General features: G+C 71.2%; 19 protein-coding genes and 2 tRNA genes. 5 read left to right on the top strand and 16 right to left on the bottom strand.

Annotation, left to right across the window (positions count from 1 at the left end; genetic code table 11):
• Window positions 1-110: 110 nt before the first annotated feature.
• From ISU10_RS21720 to ISU10_RS21675, 10 genes are all read right to left on the bottom strand, one after another.
• Window positions 111-1,154 (bottom strand): UDP-N-acetylmuramate dehydrogenase, encoded by a 1,044-nt coding sequence (locus ISU10_RS21720; RefSeq protein WP_194698545.1) that lies wholly within the window; start codon window positions 1,152-1,154, stop codon window positions 111-113.
• Entirely contained in the window at window positions 1,147-1,554 is a 408-nt protein-coding gene (locus tag ISU10_RS21715) for a MaoC/PaaZ C-terminal domain-containing protein (RefSeq protein WP_194698544.1), read from the bottom strand. The genes ISU10_RS21720 and ISU10_RS21715 overlap by 8 nt, the downstream gene beginning before the upstream one ends.
• Window positions 1,551-1,943 (bottom strand): FAS1-like dehydratase domain-containing protein, encoded by a 393-nt coding sequence (locus tag ISU10_RS21710; protein WP_194698543.1) that lies wholly within the window; start codon window positions 1,941-1,943, stop codon window positions 1,551-1,553. Before ISU10_RS21710 ends, ISU10_RS21715 begins: the two co-directional genes overlap by 4 nt.
• A 75-nt stretch (window positions 1,944-2,018) precedes the next feature.
• Window positions 2,019-2,189, bottom strand: a complete 171-nt coding sequence (gene rpmG / locus ISU10_RS21705) for a 50S ribosomal protein L33 (RefSeq protein WP_194698542.1) — start codon at window positions 2,187-2,189, stop codon at window positions 2,019-2,021.
• Between the two features lie 35 nt (window positions 2,190-2,224).
• Window positions 2,225-2,298 (bottom strand) — tRNA-Met (locus ISU10_RS21700).
• Between the two features lie 38 nt (window positions 2,299-2,336).
• Window positions 2,337-2,409 (bottom strand) — tRNA-Thr (locus ISU10_RS21695).
• Window positions 2,410-2,492: 83 nt separating this feature from the next.
• On the bottom strand, window positions 2,493-3,077 hold the full coding sequence (locus ISU10_RS21690; protein ID WP_194698541.1) for a DNA-3-methyladenine glycosylase I: 585 nt from the start codon (window positions 3,075-3,077) through the stop codon (window positions 2,493-2,495).
• A gap of 57 nt (window positions 3,078-3,134) precedes the next feature.
• Window positions 3,135-4,115, bottom strand: a complete 981-nt coding sequence (locus ISU10_RS21685) for an NHL repeat-containing protein (RefSeq protein WP_194698540.1) — start codon at window positions 4,113-4,115, stop codon at window positions 3,135-3,137.
• 58 nt (window positions 4,116-4,173) lie between these two features.
• Window positions 4,174-5,109 (bottom strand): pirin family protein, encoded by a 936-nt coding sequence (locus tag ISU10_RS21680; RefSeq protein ID WP_194698539.1) that lies wholly within the window; start codon window positions 5,107-5,109, stop codon window positions 4,174-4,176.
• A complete protein-coding gene (locus tag ISU10_RS21675; protein ID WP_228501669.1) occupies window positions 5,106-5,513 on the bottom strand; it encodes a winged helix-turn-helix transcriptional regulator in 408 nt (135 codons plus the stop codon). Before ISU10_RS21675 ends, ISU10_RS21680 begins: the two co-directional genes overlap by 4 nt.
• Window positions 5,514-5,650: 137 nt before the next feature.
• Between ISU10_RS21675 and ISU10_RS21670 the strand changes: the two genes are divergently transcribed.
• Complete coding sequence (locus ISU10_RS21670) at window positions 5,651-6,538, top strand: zinc-binding dehydrogenase (RefSeq protein ID WP_194698537.1); 888 nt, start codon at window positions 5,651-5,653, stop codon at window positions 6,536-6,538.
• A gap of 14 nt (window positions 6,539-6,552) precedes the next feature.
• On the opposite strand, the gene ISU10_RS21665 is transcribed toward ISU10_RS21670, so the two are convergent.
• The 3 genes from ISU10_RS21665 to ISU10_RS21655 all read right to left on the bottom strand — a co-directional run bounded on the left by ISU10_RS21665 (window position 6,553) and on the right by ISU10_RS21655 (window position 9,390).
• On the bottom strand, window positions 6,553-7,830 hold the full coding sequence (locus ISU10_RS21665; RefSeq protein WP_194698536.1) for a homogentisate 1,2-dioxygenase: 1,278 nt from the start codon (window positions 7,828-7,830) through the stop codon (window positions 6,553-6,555).
• A 34-nt stretch (window positions 7,831-7,864) separates the two neighbouring features.
• Window positions 7,865-8,680 carry a hypothetical protein gene (locus ISU10_RS21660; protein WP_194698535.1) on the bottom strand — a complete coding sequence of 272 codons (816 nt, stop codon included), beginning with the start codon at window positions 8,678-8,680 and terminating at the stop codon, window positions 7,865-7,867.
• Window positions 8,681-8,826: 146 nt separating this feature from the next.
• Window positions 8,827-9,390 carry a dihydrofolate reductase family protein gene (locus ISU10_RS21655; RefSeq protein WP_194698534.1) on the bottom strand — a complete coding sequence of 188 codons (564 nt, stop codon included), beginning with the start codon at window positions 9,388-9,390 and terminating at the stop codon, window positions 8,827-8,829.
• 63 nt (window positions 9,391-9,453) lie between these two features.
• On the opposite strand from ISU10_RS21655, the gene ISU10_RS21650 reads away from it, so the two are divergent.
• Both ISU10_RS21650 and ISU10_RS21645 read left to right on the top strand, forming a co-directional pair.
• On the top strand, window positions 9,454-11,415 hold the full coding sequence (locus ISU10_RS21650; protein ID WP_194698533.1) for an ABC transporter ATP-binding protein: 1,962 nt from the start codon (window positions 9,454-9,456) through the stop codon (window positions 11,413-11,415).
• A complete protein-coding gene (locus ISU10_RS21645) occupies window positions 11,408-13,330 on the top strand; it encodes an ABC transporter ATP-binding protein (protein WP_370865776.1) in 1,923 nt (640 codons plus the stop codon). Before ISU10_RS21650 ends, ISU10_RS21645 begins: the two co-directional genes overlap by 8 nt.
• On the opposite strand, the gene ISU10_RS21640 is transcribed toward ISU10_RS21645, so the two are convergent.
• On the bottom strand, window positions 13,327-13,695 hold the full coding sequence (locus ISU10_RS21640; protein WP_194698532.1) for a hypothetical protein: 369 nt from the start codon (window positions 13,693-13,695) through the stop codon (window positions 13,327-13,329). The genes ISU10_RS21645 and ISU10_RS21640 overlap by 4 nt on opposite strands.
• A gap of 96 nt (window positions 13,696-13,791) precedes the next feature.
• On the opposite strand from ISU10_RS21640, the gene ISU10_RS21635 reads away from it, so the two are divergent.
• Together ISU10_RS21635 and fahA are read left to right on the top strand one after the other, a co-directional pair.
• The gene (locus ISU10_RS21635) at window positions 13,792-14,646 is read left to right on the top strand and encodes a hypothetical protein (protein ID WP_194698531.1); all 855 of its coding nucleotides are present in this window, start codon (window positions 13,792-13,794) and stop codon (window positions 14,644-14,646) included.
• Window positions 14,643-15,833 (top strand): fumarylacetoacetase, encoded by a 1,191-nt coding sequence (gene fahA / locus ISU10_RS21630; protein WP_194698530.1) that lies wholly within the window; start codon window positions 14,643-14,645, stop codon window positions 15,831-15,833. Before ISU10_RS21635 ends, fahA begins: the two co-directional genes overlap by 4 nt.
• On the opposite strand, the gene malQ is transcribed toward fahA, so the two are convergent.
• Window positions 15,830-17,989 (bottom strand): 4-alpha-glucanotransferase, encoded by a 2,160-nt coding sequence (gene malQ / locus ISU10_RS21625; protein ID WP_194698529.1) that lies wholly within the window; start codon window positions 17,987-17,989, stop codon window positions 15,830-15,832. The genes fahA and malQ overlap by 4 nt on opposite strands.
• Window positions 17,990-18,016: 27 nt before the next feature.
• On the bottom strand, window positions 18,017-19,360 hold the full coding sequence (locus tag ISU10_RS21620; RefSeq protein WP_194698528.1) for an MFS transporter: 1,344 nt from the start codon (window positions 19,358-19,360) through the stop codon (window positions 18,017-18,019).
• Between the last annotated feature and the right edge of the window lie 116 nt (window positions 19,361-19,476).

Raw genomic sequence — 19,476 nt, 5'->3', positions numbered from 1 at the left:
CTCACCGCCCGCTGGTTGAGGAAGGCGCGCTAGCGCCTGTCTCGAAACCTCACCGCCCGCTGGTTGAGGAAGGCGCGCTAGCGCCTGTCTCGAAACCTCGTACCGGACGGCTACAGCTCGCACCCCACCAGCACCGGTTCGTTGACCAGCGTGATCGCGAACCTCTCGCGTACGCCGTCGCGCACCTCGCGGGCCAGAGCGAGGAGGTCGGCGGTCGAGGCGCCCCCTCGGTTGGTGATCGCCAGCGTGTGCTTGGTCGACAGGGCCACGAGTTCGTTGCCGTAGCCCTTGGTGAAGCCCGCGTTCTCGATCAGCCAGGCAGCGCTGGTCTTCACGGTTCCGTCGGGCTGCGGCCAGGCCGGTGCGCCCTCGGGAACGGCATCGGCCGCGATCACTGGGTTGGTGAAGAACGAGCCCGCCGACCAGGTGTCGTGGTCGGCCGCGTCGAGGACCATCCCCTTGCGCGACCGCAGCGCCAAGACCGCCTCCCGGACCGACTCGATGAGCGCGCGCTGGCCGACCTCGAGGTTGAGGGTGCGGGCCAGCTCGGCGTACTCCAGCGGCGGACCGTAGGTGCCCAGCGGGAGCTGGAAGGTGACGTCGAGGACGACGTGCCGGCCGGGGTCCCGCTTGAACCGGCTGGTGCGGTATCCGAAGCCGCAGTCGGCGGCCGCGAAGGTGCGTACGCCGCGCAGCACGCGGTCCCAGACCCGCACGTTCGCGATCGTCTGGGAGACCTCCTGGCCGTATGCGCCGACGTTCTGGATCGGCGTCGCGCCGACCAGGCCAGGAATGCCGGCCAGGGCCTCGATGCCCGACCACCGGCGCTCGGTGGCGTGCGCGACGAAGGCGTCCCATGGCTCGCCCGCGGCCACCTTGACGGTCGCGCCCGAGCAGGACGCCTCGACTTCGTCGTCGAGGTCGGGCGCGATGCCCCGGGTGGCCACCTCGACGACGGTGCCGGCGAAGCCGGCGTCGGCGACGACGACGTTGCTGCCGCCACCGAGAAGCAGGACGGGCTCGCCCGCGGCGTCGGCCGCGCCGACTGCCTCGATCAGGTCGGCCTCGGTCTCGGCCCGGATCCAGGTGCTTGCCGGCCCACCGAGCCGGAGGGTGGTGTGGTCGGCCAGTCGATGCGTGAGCCGCTCAGGCACGGACGACGGCCTTCGGCGCACCCAGCACCTTCTGCCCCAGGCAGGTCACCTCGAGCGCGATCGTGGCCAGGCCGTCCTCGACACTCTTGACGGTGCCGGCGATGACGACGTCGATGCCGGTGTCGTCGTCGGGGACGACGACGGGGTTGGTGAACTTGCAGCCCAGCTCGACCACCTCGGCGCCGTTGGTCCACGTGGCGACCGCGCGCGCGGCCAGCGCCATCGTGTACATCCCGTGGGCGATCACGCCGGGCAGGCCGACGGCTGTCGCGACCCGGTCGGACCAGTGGATCGGGTTGAAGTCTCCGCTCGCACCGGCGTAGCGGACGAGGTCGGCCCGGCGTACGGCGTAGGTCTGGGGCTCCAGCACGTCTCCGGCCTCCCAGGATGAACCAGTCATGCGTCCCCCCGGTGGACGAGCGTGGCCGTCGTCGTGCAGACGAGGTCGCCGCCGGCGTCCCTGATCTCGCTGCGGGTGCCGATGATGTCGTTGCCGCCGATCTGACGCAGGCTCGCGACCGAGAGGGTCGCGGTGAGCTCGTCGCCGACGACCAGCGGCCGCTCGTAGGTGAACCGCTGCTCGCCGTGGACGATGCGCTGCAGCTCGACCCCGACCTCGGCGAGGAAGGCGTTCATCGCCTCGAATGCCATCACGATCGGGAACGTCGCCGGGATCTGGTCGGCCGGTGAGCCGACGGCCGCCGACAGCTCGCGCACCTTCTCTGCTGTCACCTGGTAGGGCTGCGTCGGCGGGAACTCCCGGCCGACGAGGGACTGGTCCACTGGCACCCACTCACCCTAGTGACAAACGCCGAACGACCCGCCCGGCGAGGCCGGGCGGGTCGTCGTGGAGCAGAACTGGGGTCAGCGGGTCTCGCGGTGCGGCTGGTGCTTGCGGCAGCGCGGGCAGTACTTCGCCAGCTCCATGCGGTCGGGGTCGTTGCGACGGTTCTTCTTGGTGATGTAGTTGCGCTCCTTGCACTCGGTGCAGGCGAGCGTGATCTTGGGGCGAACGTCGCTGGTCTTGCTGGCCACGGGGAATCCTTCGGTCGGTCTGTCGCACTATGTAGTAGCGGGGGCGGGATTCGAACCCGCGACACCACGATTATGAGCCGTGTGCTCTAACCACCTGAGCTACCCCGCCAGGGGACGGGGGCGGTCGATGGTTCGACCCCACCGCAGAGCCCCTTTACGGAATCGAACCGTAGACCTACTCCTTACCATGGAGTCGCTCTGCCGACTGAGCTAAAGGGGCAACGACGGATGAGGATACACAGCCTCTCGGGCGTTCCCGAAATCCTCTGAACCACGCTCAGGACCGGTCTGTTCCCGGCTCTGTCACGCGGTGGCGCAGCCCCGCCGATGGCAGCCGACCAGGTGGTCGTCGACGATGCCGATGGCCTCCATCAAGGCATACATCGTGGTGGGGCCGACGAACACGAAGCCCTTCTTCTTCAGGGCCTTGGAGAGCGCGATCGACTCGGGCGAGGTCGTCACCATCTCCTCGGTGGTCGCCGGAGCTGGGCCGACCTCGGGGCGGAAGCCCTCGATGAACGCTGCCAGCCCGCCCTCGGCACGCAGCCCGACCGTCGCACGGGCGTTGGTGATCGCCGCGTCGACCTTGAGCCGGTTGCGGACGATGCCGGCGTCAGCCATCAGGCGAGCCCGGTCGGCGTCGTCGTAGGCCGCGACCACCTCGGCGTCGAACCCGGCGAACGCGGCCCGGAAGGCCGGGCGCTTGTTGAGGATCGTGAGCCACGACAGCCCGGACTGGAACGCCTCCAGCGTCAGCCGCTCCAGATGGGCAGCCTCACCCGCGATGGGCACCCCCCACTCGGTGTCGTGGTAGTCGCGGTTGACGGGGTGGCCGGCCGCCCACGGGCAGCGCAGCAGTCCGTCGTCGCCGACGACTGGTCCGGTCATGCGCCTGATGGTGCCAGGCGTCTCCGACAGGCCGCCGCCCACAGGCGCCGCCGACAGTCAGGGGTCGAGGCGGAACAGCACCTGGTCGTCGTACGACGCGACCCAGAGGTCGCCGTGCAGCAGCAGGAGGTCCCCGCTGCTGGTCAGCCCCTCGGCGGTGACCTGACCCACCCGCTCACCGGTGGCCCGGTCGACCTCGAACAAGAAGTCCTCGGCGTTGCGCACCCACACCCGGTCCTCACCCACCACGATCCCGCCCTCTGATCCGGCCGGCGCGTCGGCGGTGCGCAGGATCTGGCCGGATGTGGGGTCGAGGCGCCGGGTGTCGCTCGCGGTTGCCACCCAGACCTCCCCTTCGCCGGTTGCGACGCTGACCGGGTTGGCGACCTCGACGTCGAGCAGCACCTCCCCGCTGGCGGGGTCGATCTTGAGGACCCGGTCGTCGATCCGGCAGGGCAGCCACAGTGCGTCTTCCGAGGCGGCCACGTCACTGCCGCGCGCGGGAAGGTCGTGCTGCACGTCCACCTCGTTGGTCTCGGGGTCGATCCCGACCAGGCTGCTGCCGTCGCTGGTGAGCACCCAGACATGGCCGAAGGCGCCGACGAGGTGACCTTGCGCAGCCTGCTTCTTCACCTGGTAGCGCCCGACCACCGCCATCGCCTCAGGGTCGACTCGCAGCACGTCGCTGCCCTGGCAGGTCCACACCGAGCCGAAGGACGCGCCGAGGCCGCTGCAGAGCTCGGTCTCGCCGGTCGCCACCGTCCCGGCCACCGCGCTGCGGGCCGGGTCGACGAGCGTGAGCTCGCCGCTTTGCCGGAATACCCACAGCCCGTGGTTGTCGGCGGCGAGCCAGTCGGGATCGCCGGGCAGGGTCAGCGTGGCCACCGCGACGTCCTCGACCGGGCGGACGGGTCCTGCCCGCGCCGACGGCTCCGGCGCCGGAGCGAGCGATGCCGGCGAGGCCGGCTCGGACGCGCCGGTCGCACAGCCGCCGGCCAGCAGGGCGACCACCGCCAGCGAGAGTGCTCGTCCGACCATGACGGGACACTAGGACGCCGAAGACACCTGGGAGTTCCGTGCCACCACGGATCCGGCGTCAGGCGCGCGGCTTCAGCCTCGCCGTGGGGAGCGGGGGGGCGGGCACGGGCGGCAGGTGGTCGCCCACGACGATGCCGAACCGTCCGTCGGCCACCTCCTGGCCGTCGCCGACGACCTCACCGTCGCGGGTGATCTGGGCCTGCCACTCCTCACGTGCCGCGACGACCTCGTCGTGGGTGCGGCCGACGAAGTTCCACCACATCACGATCTGCTCGCCGAACGGCGGCCCACCGAGGACGACGACCCGACTCGCCTCGAGCGCCTCGAGGCGGAGCAACGAACGCCCCGGCTCGACGTATGCCATCTCGGCCGGCTTGACCTGCTCGCCAGCGACGACGACCGATCCCGCATCGAGCAGGAGGCCGTGCTCGAAGGTGGCGTCGACGTCGAGGTCGAGGGCGGTGCCCGGGTCGAGGACCAGCTCGGCGCCGAGCAGCGGCGTGGCTGTGCGCACCGGAGACGTGTCGCCCAGCAGTGAGCCCAAGAAGACCGCGGCCCGCCAACCCCGGCCCCGCAGGACCGGGGGCGCGTAGTGCTCGAAGTCGGCCCTCGCGTCGCGTGCGGCACCGGGCAGCGCCACCCACAGCTGGACGCCGTGCAGCGTCGTGGTGCCGGGCGTGGAGACCTCGCTGTGGCTGACGCCGCGGCCGCCGGTCATCAAGTTGAGCTCGCCCGGACGCACCAGCGCGTGGTTGCCAGCCGAGTCGCGGTGCTCGATCTCGCCGGCGAACAGCCAGCTCACGGTCTGCAGACCGGTGTGCGGGTGCGGTGGCACGACCATGCCGCCGGTCTCGTCGACCTCGTCGGGCCCGTAGTGGTCGGCGAAGCACCACGCCCCGACGAGCGTGCGCTCGCGCTGGGGCAGGGTACGGCGGACTCGCATGGCCCGCAGGCCGCCGAGAGGTACGTCGCGCGGGGTCAGCACCTGGGTCATGCCCCCACCTCCTGCCCGGCCCTCCGGTCGTAGGCCTCCTGGGCCTCGCGCACCTGCGGCACGTGGGACTCGGCCCACGTCTTGAGGTGGCGGACGGTGTCTTGCAGCGAGACGCCGAGGTCGGTGAGGGCGTAGTCGACGCGGACCGGCACCGAGGCCGTCACCGTGCGGGTGACCAGGCCGTCTCGCTCCAGGGTGCGCAGGGTCTGGGTCAGCATCTTCTGGCTGACACCGGCGAGCTGCCGCGACAGCTCGGAGAAGCGCAGCGGTCCGTCCGCGAGCGAGGCGATCACCAGGGTGACCCACTTGTCGGAGATGCGGTCGAGCACCAGGCGGCTCGGGCAGTCGGCGAGGAACGCGTCGAACTCCTGCTTGGCCAGGTCGCGCCGCTGCGCGGCGGTCATCGTGGGCACAGGAACCTCCGGTACTTACTCATGGGTGCCTACCCTACTTCAAGGTGGCTACTTCCCGATGGGAAGCAACAGACCGAGGGTAGTGCTGCACCTCGACGTCAGTCCACTACTCCTCGAAGGAGCACGCCATGCGTTCCCTGCACTCCGTACCCGGCCACGACGAGGTCCAGATCGTCTCGGTGCCCGAGCCCGTCGCCGGACCCGGCCGGGTGGTCGTCGAGCTGGTCGCCACGGCGGTCCAGCCGGTCGACCCGTTCTTCGCCACCGAGACCGGCCGCCAGGCCTTCGGGGTGACGGATGAGACCGGCCTGGGCTGGGACCTCGTCGGTCGGGTCGTGGCCACCGGGCCGGACGTCACGGCCTACCGCGTCGGCGACGTGGTGGCCGCTCTCGACGACCAGCTGTTCGCGGCCGACCGCACCCAGGCCGACCTGGTGGCGCTCGATGTCGACGCGTTGGCCCTGGTGCCCGAGGGTCTCGACCCGCTCGACGCGGCCACGGTGCCGCTCAACGCGCTCACGGCGGCGCAGGCTCTCGACCTTCTCGGTGACGCCGACGGCCGCGACCTGCTGGTGACGGGTGCGGGCGGAGCAGTCGGGGGCTATGCCCTGGCGCTGGCCGTCTCGGCTGGCTGGTCGGTCACGGGCCTCGGTCGCGAGCGCGACGAGGCGTTCGTCCGCTCCACCGGCGCGGCGTTCACCACGCAGCTCGACCCTGCGTCGTACGACGCGGTCCTCGACCCCGCCTCGATCGTCGATGCCGCCCTGGCTGCGGTGCGCGACGGCGGCACCTACGTCGGTGTGCAGAGCACCAACGTCCCCGAGTCGGAACGCGTCACCACGACCGCTGTGATGGTGCACCGCGACGGCGACCGGCTGGCCGAGCTGCTCGCCCGGTCCGCCAGCGGCGAGCTCGAGGTGCGCGTGGCCGGCACCGTTCCGCTCGCCGAGGCCGCGACGGCCTACGCCAAGGTCGCCGCCGGTGGTCAGCGCGGTCGCTGGCTGCTCGTGCCCTGAACCGGCGACCCGGGTCAGCTGTTGCTGAAGACCGCGGGCCCGCCGTCACCGTCACCGGTGGCGTCGGGTCCCCCGTCGATCTGCCGGCCCGCCCAGGTCCAGGCGTAGGCCGGGTCCTCGGCGGCGATCCCGCCCTCACCGAGCTCGAGGGGCATGAAGGTGTCGATCATGACGGCGAGCTCGTCGAAGGATTCGGCGCCGAGCGAGGCCTCGATCGCGCTGGGCTGCGGTCCGTGGGCGTGACCACCAGGGTGCAGCGAGATCGAGCCGATGTTGATGCCCGAGCCCTTGCGCGCCTCGTAGTCGCCGCCGACGTAGAACATCACCTCGTCGGAGTCGACGTTGGAGTGGTAGTAGGGCACCGGGATCGCCAGCGGGTGGTAGTCGACCTTGCGCGGCACGAAGTTGCAGACCACGAAGTTGTGGCCCTGCCAGACCTGGTGCACCGGCGGCGGCTGGTGGACCTTGCCGGTGATGGGCATGTAGTCCTCGACGTTGAAGGTGAACGGGTAGAGGCACCCGTCCCAGCCCACGACGTCGAACGGGTGGGTCGCATAGGTCAACCGGCTGCCGCCGATGCCGCCCGGCAGGCCTGGCACGCGGTGCTTGACGAGTACCTCGACGTCGGTCGGATCGGTGGTCGAGCCTGTCGAGACCACATGCGGCTCGACCGGGCCGTGCAGGTCGCGCTCGCAGTACGGCGCGTGCTCGAGCAGCTGCCCGTACCGCGAGAGGTAGCGCTTGGGCGGGGAGATGTGGGAGTTGGCCTCGAAGGCGTACAGCCGGGAGTGCTCGGCCGGGACCCAGCGGTGGTCCGTGGCGCGGGGCACGATGACGTAGTCGCCGGTGCGGTAGGCCAGCACGCCATAGACCGTCTCGACGGTGCCCGAACCCTCCTGCACGTAGACGCACTCGTCGCCGATCGCGTTGCGGTAGAGGGGCGAGGGGTCGGTGCCGGTGACGACGTAGGTGATCCGCACGTCGTTGTTGCCGAGCACGAGCCGGCGCCCCTCGACCGGGCAGGCACCGCCCTCGCCCAACGCCGGGAACAGCCCGTGCAGCTTCAGGTGCCGCGGCTTCAGCGGGTGGTTGGGGGTGCGCGTCTGGTCGGAGAGGTCCCACACCTGGCTGTCGACGATGGCCGAGGGCACACCGCGGTGGTAGAGCAGCGAGGAGTCGGAGCTGAACCCTTCCTCTCCCATCAGCTCCTCGCGGTAGAGGAACCCGGTCTCGTCGCGGTGCTGGGTGTGACGCTTGGGCGGGACGCTCCCGACGGCGCGGTAGTAGGCCATGCCCGCACCCTAGCCACGCCTTCGCAGCGTCGGCTCAGGTGACGACGGCGACCATCGCGCGACCGTCGAGGCCGGTGTAGTAGAGCGCCGACGTCTTGACGCAGAGGCCGGCAGCGAGGCAGGACTGCGGCTGCATGATGCGGTCGTAGCCAGCAGCGAACCCATAGGCGTAGCTGATGAACTGGCCGTGGTCGACGTAGCCCGCCCGGGGCTTGCCGTTCCAGCCGAGATACCGCATCGAGTACGTCAGACCACCCGTCGAGTGCAGGCGGAACGACACGGTCGACACCTCGGCCACGTCTCCGCTGCCGGCGCCGTCGCGCAGCTCGAGGTGCTGGGTGAAGCTGGGTCGCTGCAAGCCCGGGTCGTTGAACCCGTCGTAGATCGCCAGGGTCTTGGCCGGGTAGCTCTCGATCGGGTACGCCGTCGAGGTCTCGCGCGCCGCCAGGCTCGCCGAGGACCCGGCGAACGTCCAGCATCGGTAGTAGTTGCTGCCGGCCCCGTCGAAGGTGAACGTCACCCCAGGCGACCGACCCTGCGGCGCGGCCGCCTCGCTGCACGCCATCACGGCGTCGATGCACAGGGCGTTGCTGTAGTAGCGGAACTTCCACAGCTCGGGCGCCAGGTGGGCACAGAGCCACCCGGCGTTGGTGTGCGCCAGCGAGGTACCCGAGGTCAGGTCGAAGGAGTCCGAGGGGTCCAATCCGACGGCCACCCGACCGTCGGAAGCGCCGAAGAGGTTGTACGTCGCGATCACAGCGGCGTCGGAGCTGGTCGAGACCCCAGCTGCGAGAAGACCGATCACCGCAACCACGACGGCCGCTACCGTGCTACGAACTCTGGCGAGCATGACGACTCCCTGGGTGTCTGGCCCGCCGTGCGCGGGCCAGGTCACGAGCAACTGGACGTGACCACTCTGGCCGGGCATCGCGACGAGGTCCGTCCGCTCGATGACGCTGGGCGGTCGCCGTTGCCCCCGATCGCGAGCACACCGCGTCAGGACAGGCGGTAGCGGAGCCAGACGCTGCCGGTCGTCGTCGGGGAGGCCTCCAGCAGCTCCATCTCCACCCGCTCGGGCAGGCCGTCGAAGAGCCGGGGACCGCGAGGGTCGAGCACCCGGCCTACAGCCAGGCACAGCTCGTCGACCAGACCGGCCGCCAGCAGCGACTTCGCGAGGGTGATGCTGGCGTGCACGCCGATGTCTCCCGCGTGCCGGGCCTTCAGACGCCCCACGACGTCGGCCAACCCGCCCTGCACCTGCTCGGCAGGTCCCCAGTCACCTGCCAGCGGCGACGACGTGACGACGTACTTGGGTGCGGCGTTGATGAAGTCGGCGAACGGCTGCTCGTCGGACGTCGGCCAGTACCGCGACCACTCGTCGTACGTCGTCCGGCCGAGGAGCACTGCCTCCTGACGCTCGAGCATGGCGGCCTCGTGCCGCTCGAGCTCGGCATCGAACACCGGGGCGCCCGGCCGGTCCGGGGTCTCCGGGAAGTAGCGGTGCGGGTCCTCGGTGGCGCCGTCGACCGAGACGAGGGTGTAGACGACGAGCTGCGGCACGCGGGTCTCCCTGCACTTATTGGATCGCCGGACGTCGGCGGGTCCACCTACCCTGACAGGGCGATGCGCGACTTCCCACCGGTGTTGGACACCTTCTATGCGCGCGGCGGGGCCGGTCCACCCACGGGGCCCTCTGCCGCGCCGGACACGCGCACCCCGCTGCGGTTCCTGATCTGGACGCTGCGGCTGCAGTGGCCGGTGATCGTGACCACCACCCTGCTCGGCATGGTCTGGCAGCTGCCGCCGATGGTGGGGCCGCTGATCTTCGGCCACGCGGTCGACGAGGGCATCGTGCCCGGCAACGTGGACGCCACCTTGAAGTGGGGCGCGCTGCTGCTGGCGGTGACCATGACGGGTGCCCTCTTCGGCATCCTCATGCACACCTACATCGTCCGCACGTGGCTGATCTCCCTCTACGGCACCATGAAGCTGGTCACCCGCAAGGCCGCGCAGATGGGCCACGTCCTGCCCCGTCGCACTCCGACGGGCGAGGTGCTGAGCGTCGCCTCCAGCGACTCCGACGAGTTCGGCGCACTGACCGAGATCCTGGCCCGCACCAGCACGCAGCTGGTCGCCTACCTGGTGGTCGCCTTCATCGTGCTGAGCACCTCTGTCGAGCTCGGCGTGCTCCTGCTGATCGCCGCCCCGGTCCTGGTGACGGCGGCGTTCCCGTTGCTCAAACCGCTGCACCGGCGTCAGGAGATCGAGCGCGGCCGCAACTCCGACCTGACCTCGCTCGCGACCGACATCGTGGCCGGGCTGCGAATCCTGCGCGGCATCGGTGGCGAGCGCACCTTCGGCGCCAACTACGCCACCCAGTCGCAGCTGGCCCGTCAGGCCGGCCAGTCGGCCGGCATCTGGCAAGCGGCCATCGAGGCTGTCGGCGTGCTGTTCTCCGGGGTCTTCGTGGTGCTGTTGGTGTGGCTGGGCACCCGCCAGGTGATCAGCGGCGAGCTGACCATCGGTCAGCTGATCAGCTTCCTGGGCTACGCGCTGTTCATGATCTACCCGATCCAGACCTTCTTCGAGTTCGCCCAGAAGCTCACCCGCGCCTTGGTCTCGGCCCGCAAGGCGATCGCGATCTTCGAGCAGCAGCCGCCGTGGCACGACGTGGCCGAGCCACAGCCGCTGCCCGCCCACGGCGACCTGGTCGACGGGCTGACCGGCTTCGTGGCCCACGAGGGAGAGCTGACGATCGTGGTCAGCGCGGTCCCCGAGGACACCTCCGCGCTGGCCGACCGGCTCGGTCGCTACCTGTCGCCCGACACCGAGCCCATCAGCCACGAGATCGGGGAAGGCGTCAAGGGCCGGGCTGCTCGTCGCGCCCGCGCCGAGCGGGAGGCCGAGCGAGCCCGCCTGACGGCCCGCGACGAGGAGCGCGCCCGCCGTCCCTGGAACGTCACGTTGGGAGGTCTGGACCTCTCGCAGGCCCGGTTGACCGACGTACGCCGCAGGATCCTGGTCAGCGACACCGGCAGCCAGCTGTTCGCCGGGACGCTGCAAGACGCCGTCGACCCCCACGGCCGCCTCGACCGTGACCAGGCCGAGGAGGCGCTGCGGGTCGCCAACGCCGAGGACGTCTACGACGCGCTGCCGGGCGGCTGGCAGGGCCGCCTCGACGAGCGCGGTCGCGGTCTGTCGGGTGGCCAGCGTCAGCGCATCGTGCTAGCTCGTGCGATCGCGGCCGATGCACCCGTGCTGGTGCTCGTCGAGCCGACCTCCGCTGTCGACGCCCACACCGAGGCGCGCATCGCCGAGCGCGTTGCCGACGTGCGCCGCGGACGCACCACGATCGTGACCACCGTGTCGCCGCTGTGGCTGCACCACGCCGACCGGATCGTGCTCGTGCAGGACAACCGCGCGATCGCCGAGGGCACCCACGAGGACCTGCTGCTCGACAGCCCCGACTACCGCCGCGTCGTGACCAGGGCGATGGACGTCGACGACAGCTCACCGGGTTTCGAGACAGGCGCTAGCGCGCCTTCCTCAACCAGCGGATCAGAGGAGGTGAGCGTCCGTGGTTGACCTGCTGGCGACCTCACCCGACACCTGGCGTGACCGCACAGGCGACCCGCCCGTGATCCCGCGCGAGCTGGTGCCGCCGACGACCGGCTCGTTCACCGACCGGGTCCGCGCCCTGCGCCGGCGCCACGCCCTGCGCGAGCGCCGGGCCCTGGAGAACTACGCCCAGTCCCGCAAGCCCGAACGCGGCTGGCCCGTGGCCGACAACGCCGCCGTGCTCGCGTTCTTCCGCACCCTGTTTCGCGAGCGCCGCAAGATGTTCGCGGCGCTGGTGGTCCTCAACGGCCTCGCCGCCGCGACCGGACTCGTCGTACCCCGCCTCCTCGGCGAGCTGATCAACAAGACCGTCGCCGGCGATGCGGCCTCGTCGCTCAACAGCCTGGCGGTGTTGATCGTCGTCGTCGTGTGCGCCCAGGCACTGCTGACCTTCCTGGCCCAGCGCACCTCCACGGTCTTCGGGCAGGACCTGCTGTCGTCGGCCCGCGAGTACATCGTGCGCACGATCCTGTCCCTGCCTCTGGGCCGGGTCGAGGGAGCCAGCAGTGGCGACCTGGTCACCCGGGTCACCCGTGACGTCGGCACGATGAGCCGCTCGGTCCAGTACGGCGTGCCGATGTCGATCATCTCCGGCCTCACGGTGGTGTTGTCGATCGTCGCCATGCTGCTCAACTCGGTCGTGCTCGCGTTGCCGTCGTTGGTCGTGATCGCCCTGGCCTATCCGCAGGTCAAGCGCTACCTGCAGCGGGCGCCCAAGGGCTACATCAACGAAGGTGCGACCTACTCCCGGATCAACAGCACGCTGACCGAGACCGTGGAAGGTGCCCGCACGGTCGAGGCTCTCGGCCTCGCCGAACGCCGCGTGGCCGCCGGTGACGACGACATCGACGTGTCGGCGCAAGCCGAGCGCTACACGATGACGCTGCGCAACCTGCTCTTCGCGGTCATCGACGTCGCCTTCAACTCCCCGCGGGTGGTGACGCTGCTCGTCGGCGCCTACGGCTACGCCGAGGGCTGGGTCTCGCTCGGCCAGATCACCGCCGCCGTCCTCTACGTCGAGGCGCTGAGCGGCCCGCTCGACCGGCTGGTGGGCGAGGTGGACCGGCTCCAGGTCGGCGTCGCGTCGACCAGCCGCCTGCTGGGCATCGCCGAAGTGCCGCCCGACCGCGTCGCCGGCACCGAGCTGCCGGACGGCCCCGAGCTGGTCGGCGAGGACCTCCGGTTCGCCTACCGCGAGGGACATGACGTGCTCCATGGCGTCGACCTCCGGCTCGAGATCGGCGAACGCCTGGCGATCGTCGGGCCGTCCGGATCCGGCAAGTCCACGCTCGGCCGCCTGCTGTCCGGCATCAACGGCCCGCGCACGGGCTCGGTGACCGTCGGCGGGGTCGAGCTGGTCGACCTCCCCCTCGAGACCCTGCGCACCGAGGTGGCGCTGGTGACCCAGGAGCACCACGTGTTCAAGGGGTCGGTGCGCGACAACATCATCTTGGCCCGCGAGGACTCCTCCGACGACGCGGTCTGGGACGCCCTGAGCGCGGTCGGCGCCACCGAGTGGGTCGCGCGGTTCCCCGGTGGGCTCGACACCCAGCTGGGTTCGGGCAACCAGCAGCTCACCCCTGCCCAGGCCCAGCAGGTCGCCCTGGCGCGCCTGATCATCGCCGACCCCCACACCCTGGTCCTCGACGAGGCGACCTCGCTGATCGACCCCCGCACCGCCCGCACGCTCGAGGGTTCGATGAACGCCCTGCTCACCAGCCGCACCGTCGTCGCCATCGCCCACCGGCTCCACACCGCCCACGACGCCGACCGCATCGCTGTCGTGATCGACGGACGCATCGTGGAGCTCGGCTCCCACCACGAGCTGGTGGGCAAGCCCAACGGCGAGTACGCCGCCCTGTGGAGGGCCTGGACGTCCTAGCGGACCAGGCAGCGGTGGCTGCCGTCGTCGTACAGCCGGACGGCACCGATGGCCCGCCCCGCCCTCAATGCCTCCGCGACGCACGCGCCGAGAGCGGACGGACAGGCCGACCTGGCGCGGTCGGGGAAGGACACACTGTCGCGGATCGCCTGGTTGACGGCATCGCTGCAATAGGTCCACGCCCGGTTGTTGTCGTAGGCGTCCCGCGTCTCCGTGCCCGTCAGGGTGACGTCGGTCCCGGCGTCCCATGCGGTGTACTCGACGGTGAGTGCGGTGGCGGGGGCGGGGACCAGGAGTGCCGACGTGCTGACGACGGCTGCGACCGACAGGGCCAGCACCCCACGTGGCGCCTTGGAATCGTTCATGCGACGACGATCGCGCGGGGCCGTCGGTCGGTCTGTCGGAGCCGGGACACTTGTGGGAACTGGTGTCGGTGCCGCGAGGGGTGCCAGGGTGAGGGGATGCTCCCCGACGCCTACCGAGGCCTGGTCGACGACGCGGCCGTCTTCCCGCCGGGGGACGCTCCGCTGCCGGAGGCGCTGACCGCCTACGTCGAGCGGCGCGACGAGTGGTACGCCGACCTGGTCGCCTCGTTCGTCGTGACCGACACCGCGCTGCCAGAGGTCGAGGCCGACGTCCCCGTCTCGATCGTGGTCACCGGCGGGGCGGGCGGGATCGCCGGGCCGCTCGGCTATGCCGCCAAGAAGGGCAAGCAGGTCGCGGGTGTCGAGATCGCGCTGCGCGACCTCGACGACCTGCCCGGCAACGCCCGGCGGATCGTCGCGGCGGTCGAGGCCGCGCGCGGCCAGGGCGCAGTGGCCGACGACGTACCGGTGTTCGTCGAGCTGCCGCAGTCCGACGCCACCGCCTCCTGGCTGGCAGCGGCCGACGTCGTCGCCGAGAGCGAGCTGCGGCTGAAGTTCCGCACGGGAGGGCTGGAGATCGACCGCTTCCCGACGCCGGAGCAGCTGGCATCCTGGATCGACGCGGCTCTCGACCGCGAGACCCCGTTCAAGTGCACGGCCGGACTCCATCACGCCATCGCGCATCGCGACCACGAGACCGGCTTCGCGCACCACGGGTTCCTCAACGTGCTGCTCGCTACGCGGCGGGCCTTCGACGGCGCGCCGGTCGGCGAGGTCGCCTCCTTGCTGGCCGACCACTACCCCAACGACCTGGTGGCGCTCGCCCGGCAGGCAGACGGCTCGGGCGAGCTTTCGGGAGCGCGCCGGTGGTTCGTCTCGTTCGGCTCGTGCAGCGTGCACGAGCCCCTCGACGACCTCGTCGGACTCGGGCTACTGGAGGCACCCGCATGAGCAGCTGGGTCGAGGGCGCCGCCGGGTCGGCGTACGACTCCGACAACCTGCCGTACGGCGTGTTCGTGCGCGCCGGCGAAGAGCCGCGGGTGGGAGCGAGGATCGGCGACTTCGTACTCGACCTCGCGCCCGTCGCGGCTGCCGAGATGCTCGACGTGCACGCGGTGTTCGGGGAGGCGACGCTCAACGAGTTCCTGCGCCAGGGGCGCCCGGTCTGGGACTCGATCCGCACGTGGCTGGTCGGCCTGGTCACCGACGAGGCCGAGCGCGACCTGGTCGAGCCACACCTGGTGCCGCTGGACGAGGTCGAGCTGCGGATGCCGTTCGCCGTGGGCGACTACGTCGACTTCTACGCCTCGCTCCACCACGCCTCGAACGTGGGCCTGATGTTCCGCCCCGACCAGGAGCCCCTGCTGCCCAACTGGCGGCACCTCCCGGTCGGCTACCACGGACGCGGCGGCACCGTCGTACCCAGCGGGACCCCTGTCATCCGACCCAGTGGTCAACGACGGGGGGAGACGGGGCCGGTGTTCGGGCCGAGCACCCGCCTCGACATCGAGGCGGAGCTGGGCTTCGTCGTGGGCGGCTCGTCAACCCTCGGTACGCCGATCGCGGCGGAGGACTTCGCCGACCACGTCTTCGGCGTCGTCGGCCTCAACGACTGGTCGGCCCGCGACATCCAGGCCTGGGAGTACGTCCCGCTCGGTCCGTTCCTCGGCAAGTCCTTCGCCACCTCGATCTCGGCGTGGGTCACTCCGCTGGCCGCCCTCGCGGCCGCGTGGACCGACCTGCCCGGCCAGGATCCCGAGCCGCTCGCCTACCTGGCACCCGGTGCCACGCGCGGGCTCGACATCGACGTGGAGGTCGTCCTCAACGGCGAGGTCGTCAGCCGGCCGCCGTACTCCACGATGTACTGGTCGCCGGCCCAGATGCTGGCCCATCTCACCGTCAACGGCGCCTCGACCCGCGCCGGCGACCTGTTCGGCTCGGGCACCATCAGCGGTCCGGACAAGGACCAGCGCGGATCGTTCCTGGAGCTGTCCTGGGGAGGCACGGAGCCCTTCGACGGCCACACCTTCCTCGAGGACGGCGACGAGGTCGTGCTGCGCTACTCCGCCCCCGGCGCCGGTGGTGGACGCATCTCGCTGGGCGACGTGGTGGGACGCATCGAGCCGGCACGCACCTAGCCGAGCACCGAGGCCCCGAACACCGAGGCCCCGAACACCGAGGCCCCGAACACCGAGCACAGGCGAGCCGCCCGCTCGCTCGTGAACACCTCGTCGAGCAGGATCGGGCGGCCATCGGGGCCGCTCAGGGGGACGCGCCAGTTGGGGTACTCGTCGATGGTGCCGGGCTGGTTCTGGGCACGGCGGTCCCCGACGGCATCGGTGAGCGCGACGCAGCGCAGCCGCGACGGCGTGCGCGCGAGGTAGGCGTGCAGCGCCTCGACGGTGCCCTCGACGTCGGCCCCCTGCTCGGAGAGCAGACCCACGTGGCGCAGCTCGTCGAGCCACGCCTGGCGCTCGGCCGCGTCGACGGCGAGCTCCTCGTCGACCGAGCGGGTGAGCAGGCCGAGCTCGGCGCGCAGCCGGACGTGGTCGCCGGCCAGGTAGCCGGCCGTCGGCGGCAGGTCGTGGGTCGTCACGGACGCCAAGCACCACTCGCGCCAGCGCTCAGCGCGAAGCGGTCCGCCGTCGCCGGCGTGGTCCATCTCGAACCACAAGATGGAGGTGCCGAGGATGCCGCGGTCGGCGAGGTACGTGCGCACCCACGGCTCGACGGTGCCGAGGTCCTCGCCGACGACGACGGCGTCGGCGCGGTGCGCCTCCAGGGCGAGGATGCCGATCATCGCCTCGTGGTCGTAGCGCACGTAGGTGCCCTCCGTCGGGCCCGCGCCCCGGGGGATCCACCACAGCCGGAAGAGCCCGATCACGTGGTCGACACGCAGGCCGCCGGCGTTGCGCAGGGCCGCGGCGACCAGGCGCCGGAAGGGCTCGTAGCCCGTCTCCGCGAGGCGGTCAGGACGCCACGGGGGTTGCTGCCAGTCCTGGCCGTTCTGGTTGTAGGGGTCGGGCGGCGCACCCACGGTCACACCTGCGGCATAGGTCTCCTGCAGGGACCAGGCGTCCGACCCGCTCCCGTGCACGCCGACGGCGAGGTCGGTCATCACCCCGAGACCCATGCCCGCGCGGCGCAGCTCGAGCTGGGTCGCGGCCAGCTGCTCGTCCAGCACCCACTGCAGCCAGCGGTGGAACTCCACGACCTCCGCGTGCTGCCGACCGAACGCGGCGACCGCAGGCAGGTCGGGGTGCTTGAGCTCGCCCGGCCAGGCCAAGGAGTCGGCGCCGTGCACCTCGGCGATCGCCGCCCAGGTCGCGTAGTCGTCGAGGCCGCGACCCTCGCGCCGGCAGTAGGCCTCGAAGGCCAGGCGTCTGCCTGCCGACAGGGGCACCGCGAAGATCTTGCGCAATGCGGACCGCTTGGCGCTCCACGCCACATCGCGGTCGATGCGCTCGGAGAGCGGGTCGCCGGCCTGCTCGTGCAGCGCGTGCAGCGACGCCCGGTCGGCGGGTGCGAGGCCGGCGTACTCCGGGATGCGCTCGGGCCGCAGGTAGATCGGGTTGGAGAAGCGACGCGTCGTCGGGAGGTACGGCGAGGGCTCCATCGGCGGCATCGGCTCCGCGGCGTGCAGCGGGTTGACGAGCACGTAGTCGGCACCGTGCACCCCACCAGCCCAGACCCCCAGATCGGTCAGGTCGGTCAGGTCGCCGGTGCCCCACGAGTCGGCCGAGCGCACGCTGTAGAGCTGGGTGGCCAGCCCCCACCTGGGCCGGTCGCCGAGCCGCGCCGGCGTGCCCACCCAGCGCGGAGTGACGACGAGGCTCATCCGAGCGAGGCGGTCGCCGGATCGGGCATGCACCCAGTGGTAGCCCAGGGGGAGGTCACTCGGGATCGCGAACGTCGCCTCCCCGACCAGCTCGTGGTCGACGGTGCGAGGCGGGTTCCAGTTGTCGCGCTGCTCGATCCCGCCGCGGCGCTCGCCGGTCTCGAGCTCGACCCAGACCTCGACCGGCCGGCCATCGGGCACGTGCACCTCGAAGGTGCTCTGCCAGCCCTGTCTGGTCACCAGCACCGGCGGCAGCATCCGCCGCCAGGCGGCGTCGAGCTTGGCGGCCAGGGCGATCTGCGCCGACTCGGGAGTGCTCGCATCGACGTCGAGCGCAGCGAGCACGCTGAGCATCGTGGCTGTCGGCACGAGGACGTGCTGGCCCTGCCAGTCCCAGTAGTCGACGGCCACGCCGTAGGCCACGGCGAGCTCACGCACCGTGTCGTCGTACGGCATGCGCGTCACCCTAGTCGCGCGGCTGACTCACACGCCCTCACGGTCTCCGATGCCAGGATGCACGAACGTCTCGCCGCGCTTGAGCTGCTCGATGGCGCCCGGGTGCACGCGGGCCAGATGGGCCACGGCCTTGCGGCGGTACCTGAGCACCTGCACCACGCCGATCGTCCAGAACACGTACTGCACGCTCATCGCGACCCGGAAGTCGCCGAGGTCGTAGGCCGCCTGGCCGGCTGGCTCGCGGAGGTCCAGCACCAGCCCGACCAGGGCCATCGTCAGCAACGACGCCGAGAAGCCGCCGATGTTGACCAGGCCGTTGGCGCGACCGGACGCCTCGACGGGCGTGAAGCTGCGGGCCAGGTCGAAGCCGACCATCGATGCCGGCCCACCCGAGGCCATCGCGAAGACCAGCAGCACGAGCAGCCACATCGGCGCCGGGGTCGAGCGCAGCAGGACCACCGCCCACAGCACGGCCATCGCGGCCACGACGCAGACCACGATCACCGAGCGGTAGTAGGGGTAGCGCGTCACCAACCACCCCAGCAGCAGCCCGCTGACCACGACCCAGCCGGTCATCGCCATCAGCAGGGTGGCCGCGTGCCCCGAGCTGAGGCCCTCCCCGCGCACCAGGAACGGGTAGCCCCACAACATCGAGAAGACGGTGACCGAGAACTGCGAGACGAAGTGCGACCACAGGCCCAGCCGCGTGCCGGGGTTGCCCCAGACCGCCCGCAGGCTACGGGCCAGCGCCAGCAGCTTGATCCGCACGACGCGCTCGGTGGCGTACGGCGAGTCCTTGACGAGCAAGGCGACCGCCACCATCAGCACCACACCGAGCGAGGAGGCCACCGCGAAGGCCGGCGTCCAGCCCCAGGCGTGCAGCGCGTAGGACAGCGGCGCGGCCGCAGCGATGGCGCCGAGCTGACCGACCTGGCCCGTCAGCTGGGTGACCAGCGGCGCCTGGCGCACCAGGAACCAGACCGTCACCAGCCGCAGTACCGAGGTGAACACCATCGCGTCCCCGGCACCGAGCACAGCACGCGCCAGCACGGCCAGCGAGAAGGACTCCACGAATGCGAACGCCAGCTGCCCGGCCGTCATCAGCAGCAGACCGGCCAGGAGCAACCGGCGCGAGCCGAAGCGGTCCAGCGCCACACCCACAGGCACCTGCATCCCGGCGTACACGAGCAGCTGCAGCACCGTGAAGGTGGCCAACTCGGTCGCGCTGATGCCGAACCGATCCGCGGCGAGCAGTCCGGCGACGCCCAGCGAGCTGCGGTGGAAGACCGCCAGCACGTAGACGCCGAGCGCCACCGCCCACACCACCCACGCGCGGCGCCGACCGATGTCATGCACCTGCCGCGAACTCACGGGCTCATGGTCGCAGTCGTCGATTCCGCTGGTTGAGGAAGGCGCGCAGCGCCTGTCTCGAAACCCGGTGAGTCGACGGCCGTGTGTTGACCAACCGCCGTCGATTCCGCTGGTTG

The sequence above is a fragment of the Nocardioides agariphilus genome (assembly GCF_015352445.1).
In the GTDB taxonomy this organism is placed as follows: Bacteria; Actinomycetota; Actinomycetes; order Propionibacteriales; family Nocardioidaceae; genus Nocardioides; species Nocardioides agariphilus.
This window is presented reverse-complemented; position numbering and strand designations above follow the sequence as displayed.

Bases quoted from the DNA above. Each gene is read 5' to 3' on its own strand.
- ISU10_RS21690 (WP_194698541.1), bottom strand. From the start codon at position 3,077: ATGACCGGACCAGTCGTCGGCGACGACGGACTGCTGCGCTGCCCGTGG.
- ISU10_RS21665 (WP_194698536.1), bottom strand. From the start codon at position 7,830: ATGGCCTACTACCGCGCCGTCGGGAGCGTCCCGCCCAAGCGTCACACC.
- ISU10_RS21715 (WP_194698544.1), bottom strand. From the start codon at position 1,554: ATGACTGGTTCATCCTGGGAGGCCGGAGACGTGCTGGAGCCCCAGACC.
- ISU10_RS21675 (WP_228501669.1), bottom strand. From the start codon at position 5,513: ATGACCGCCGCGCAGCGGCGCGACCTGGCCAAGCAGGAGTTCGACGCG.
- ISU10_RS21680 (WP_194698539.1), bottom strand. From the start codon at position 5,109: ATGACCCAGGTGCTGACCCCGCGCGACGTACCTCTCGGCGGCCTGCGG.
- ISU10_RS21635 (WP_194698531.1), top strand. From the start codon at position 13,792: ATGCTCCCCGACGCCTACCGAGGCCTGGTCGACGACGCGGCCGTCTTC.
- malQ (WP_194698529.1), bottom strand. From the start codon at position 17,989: ATGCCGTACGACGACACGGTGCGTGAGCTCGCCGTGGCCTACGGCGTG.
- ISU10_RS21685 (WP_194698540.1), bottom strand. From the start codon at position 4,115: ATGGTCGGACGAGCACTCTCGCTGGCGGTGGTCGCCCTGCTGGCCGGC.
- fahA (WP_194698530.1), top strand. From the start codon at position 14,643: ATGAGCAGCTGGGTCGAGGGCGCCGCCGGGTCGGCGTACGACTCCGAC.
- ISU10_RS21650 (WP_194698533.1), top strand. From the start codon at position 9,454: ATGCGCGACTTCCCACCGGTGTTGGACACCTTCTATGCGCGCGGCGGG.
- ISU10_RS21660 (WP_194698535.1), bottom strand. From the start codon at position 8,680: ATGCTCGCCAGAGTTCGTAGCACGGTAGCGGCCGTCGTGGTTGCGGTG.
- ISU10_RS21670 (WP_194698537.1), top strand. From the start codon at position 5,651: ATGCGTTCCCTGCACTCCGTACCCGGCCACGACGAGGTCCAGATCGTC.
- ISU10_RS21640 (WP_194698532.1), bottom strand. From the start codon at position 13,695: ATGAACGATTCCAAGGCGCCACGTGGGGTGCTGGCCCTGTCGGTCGCA.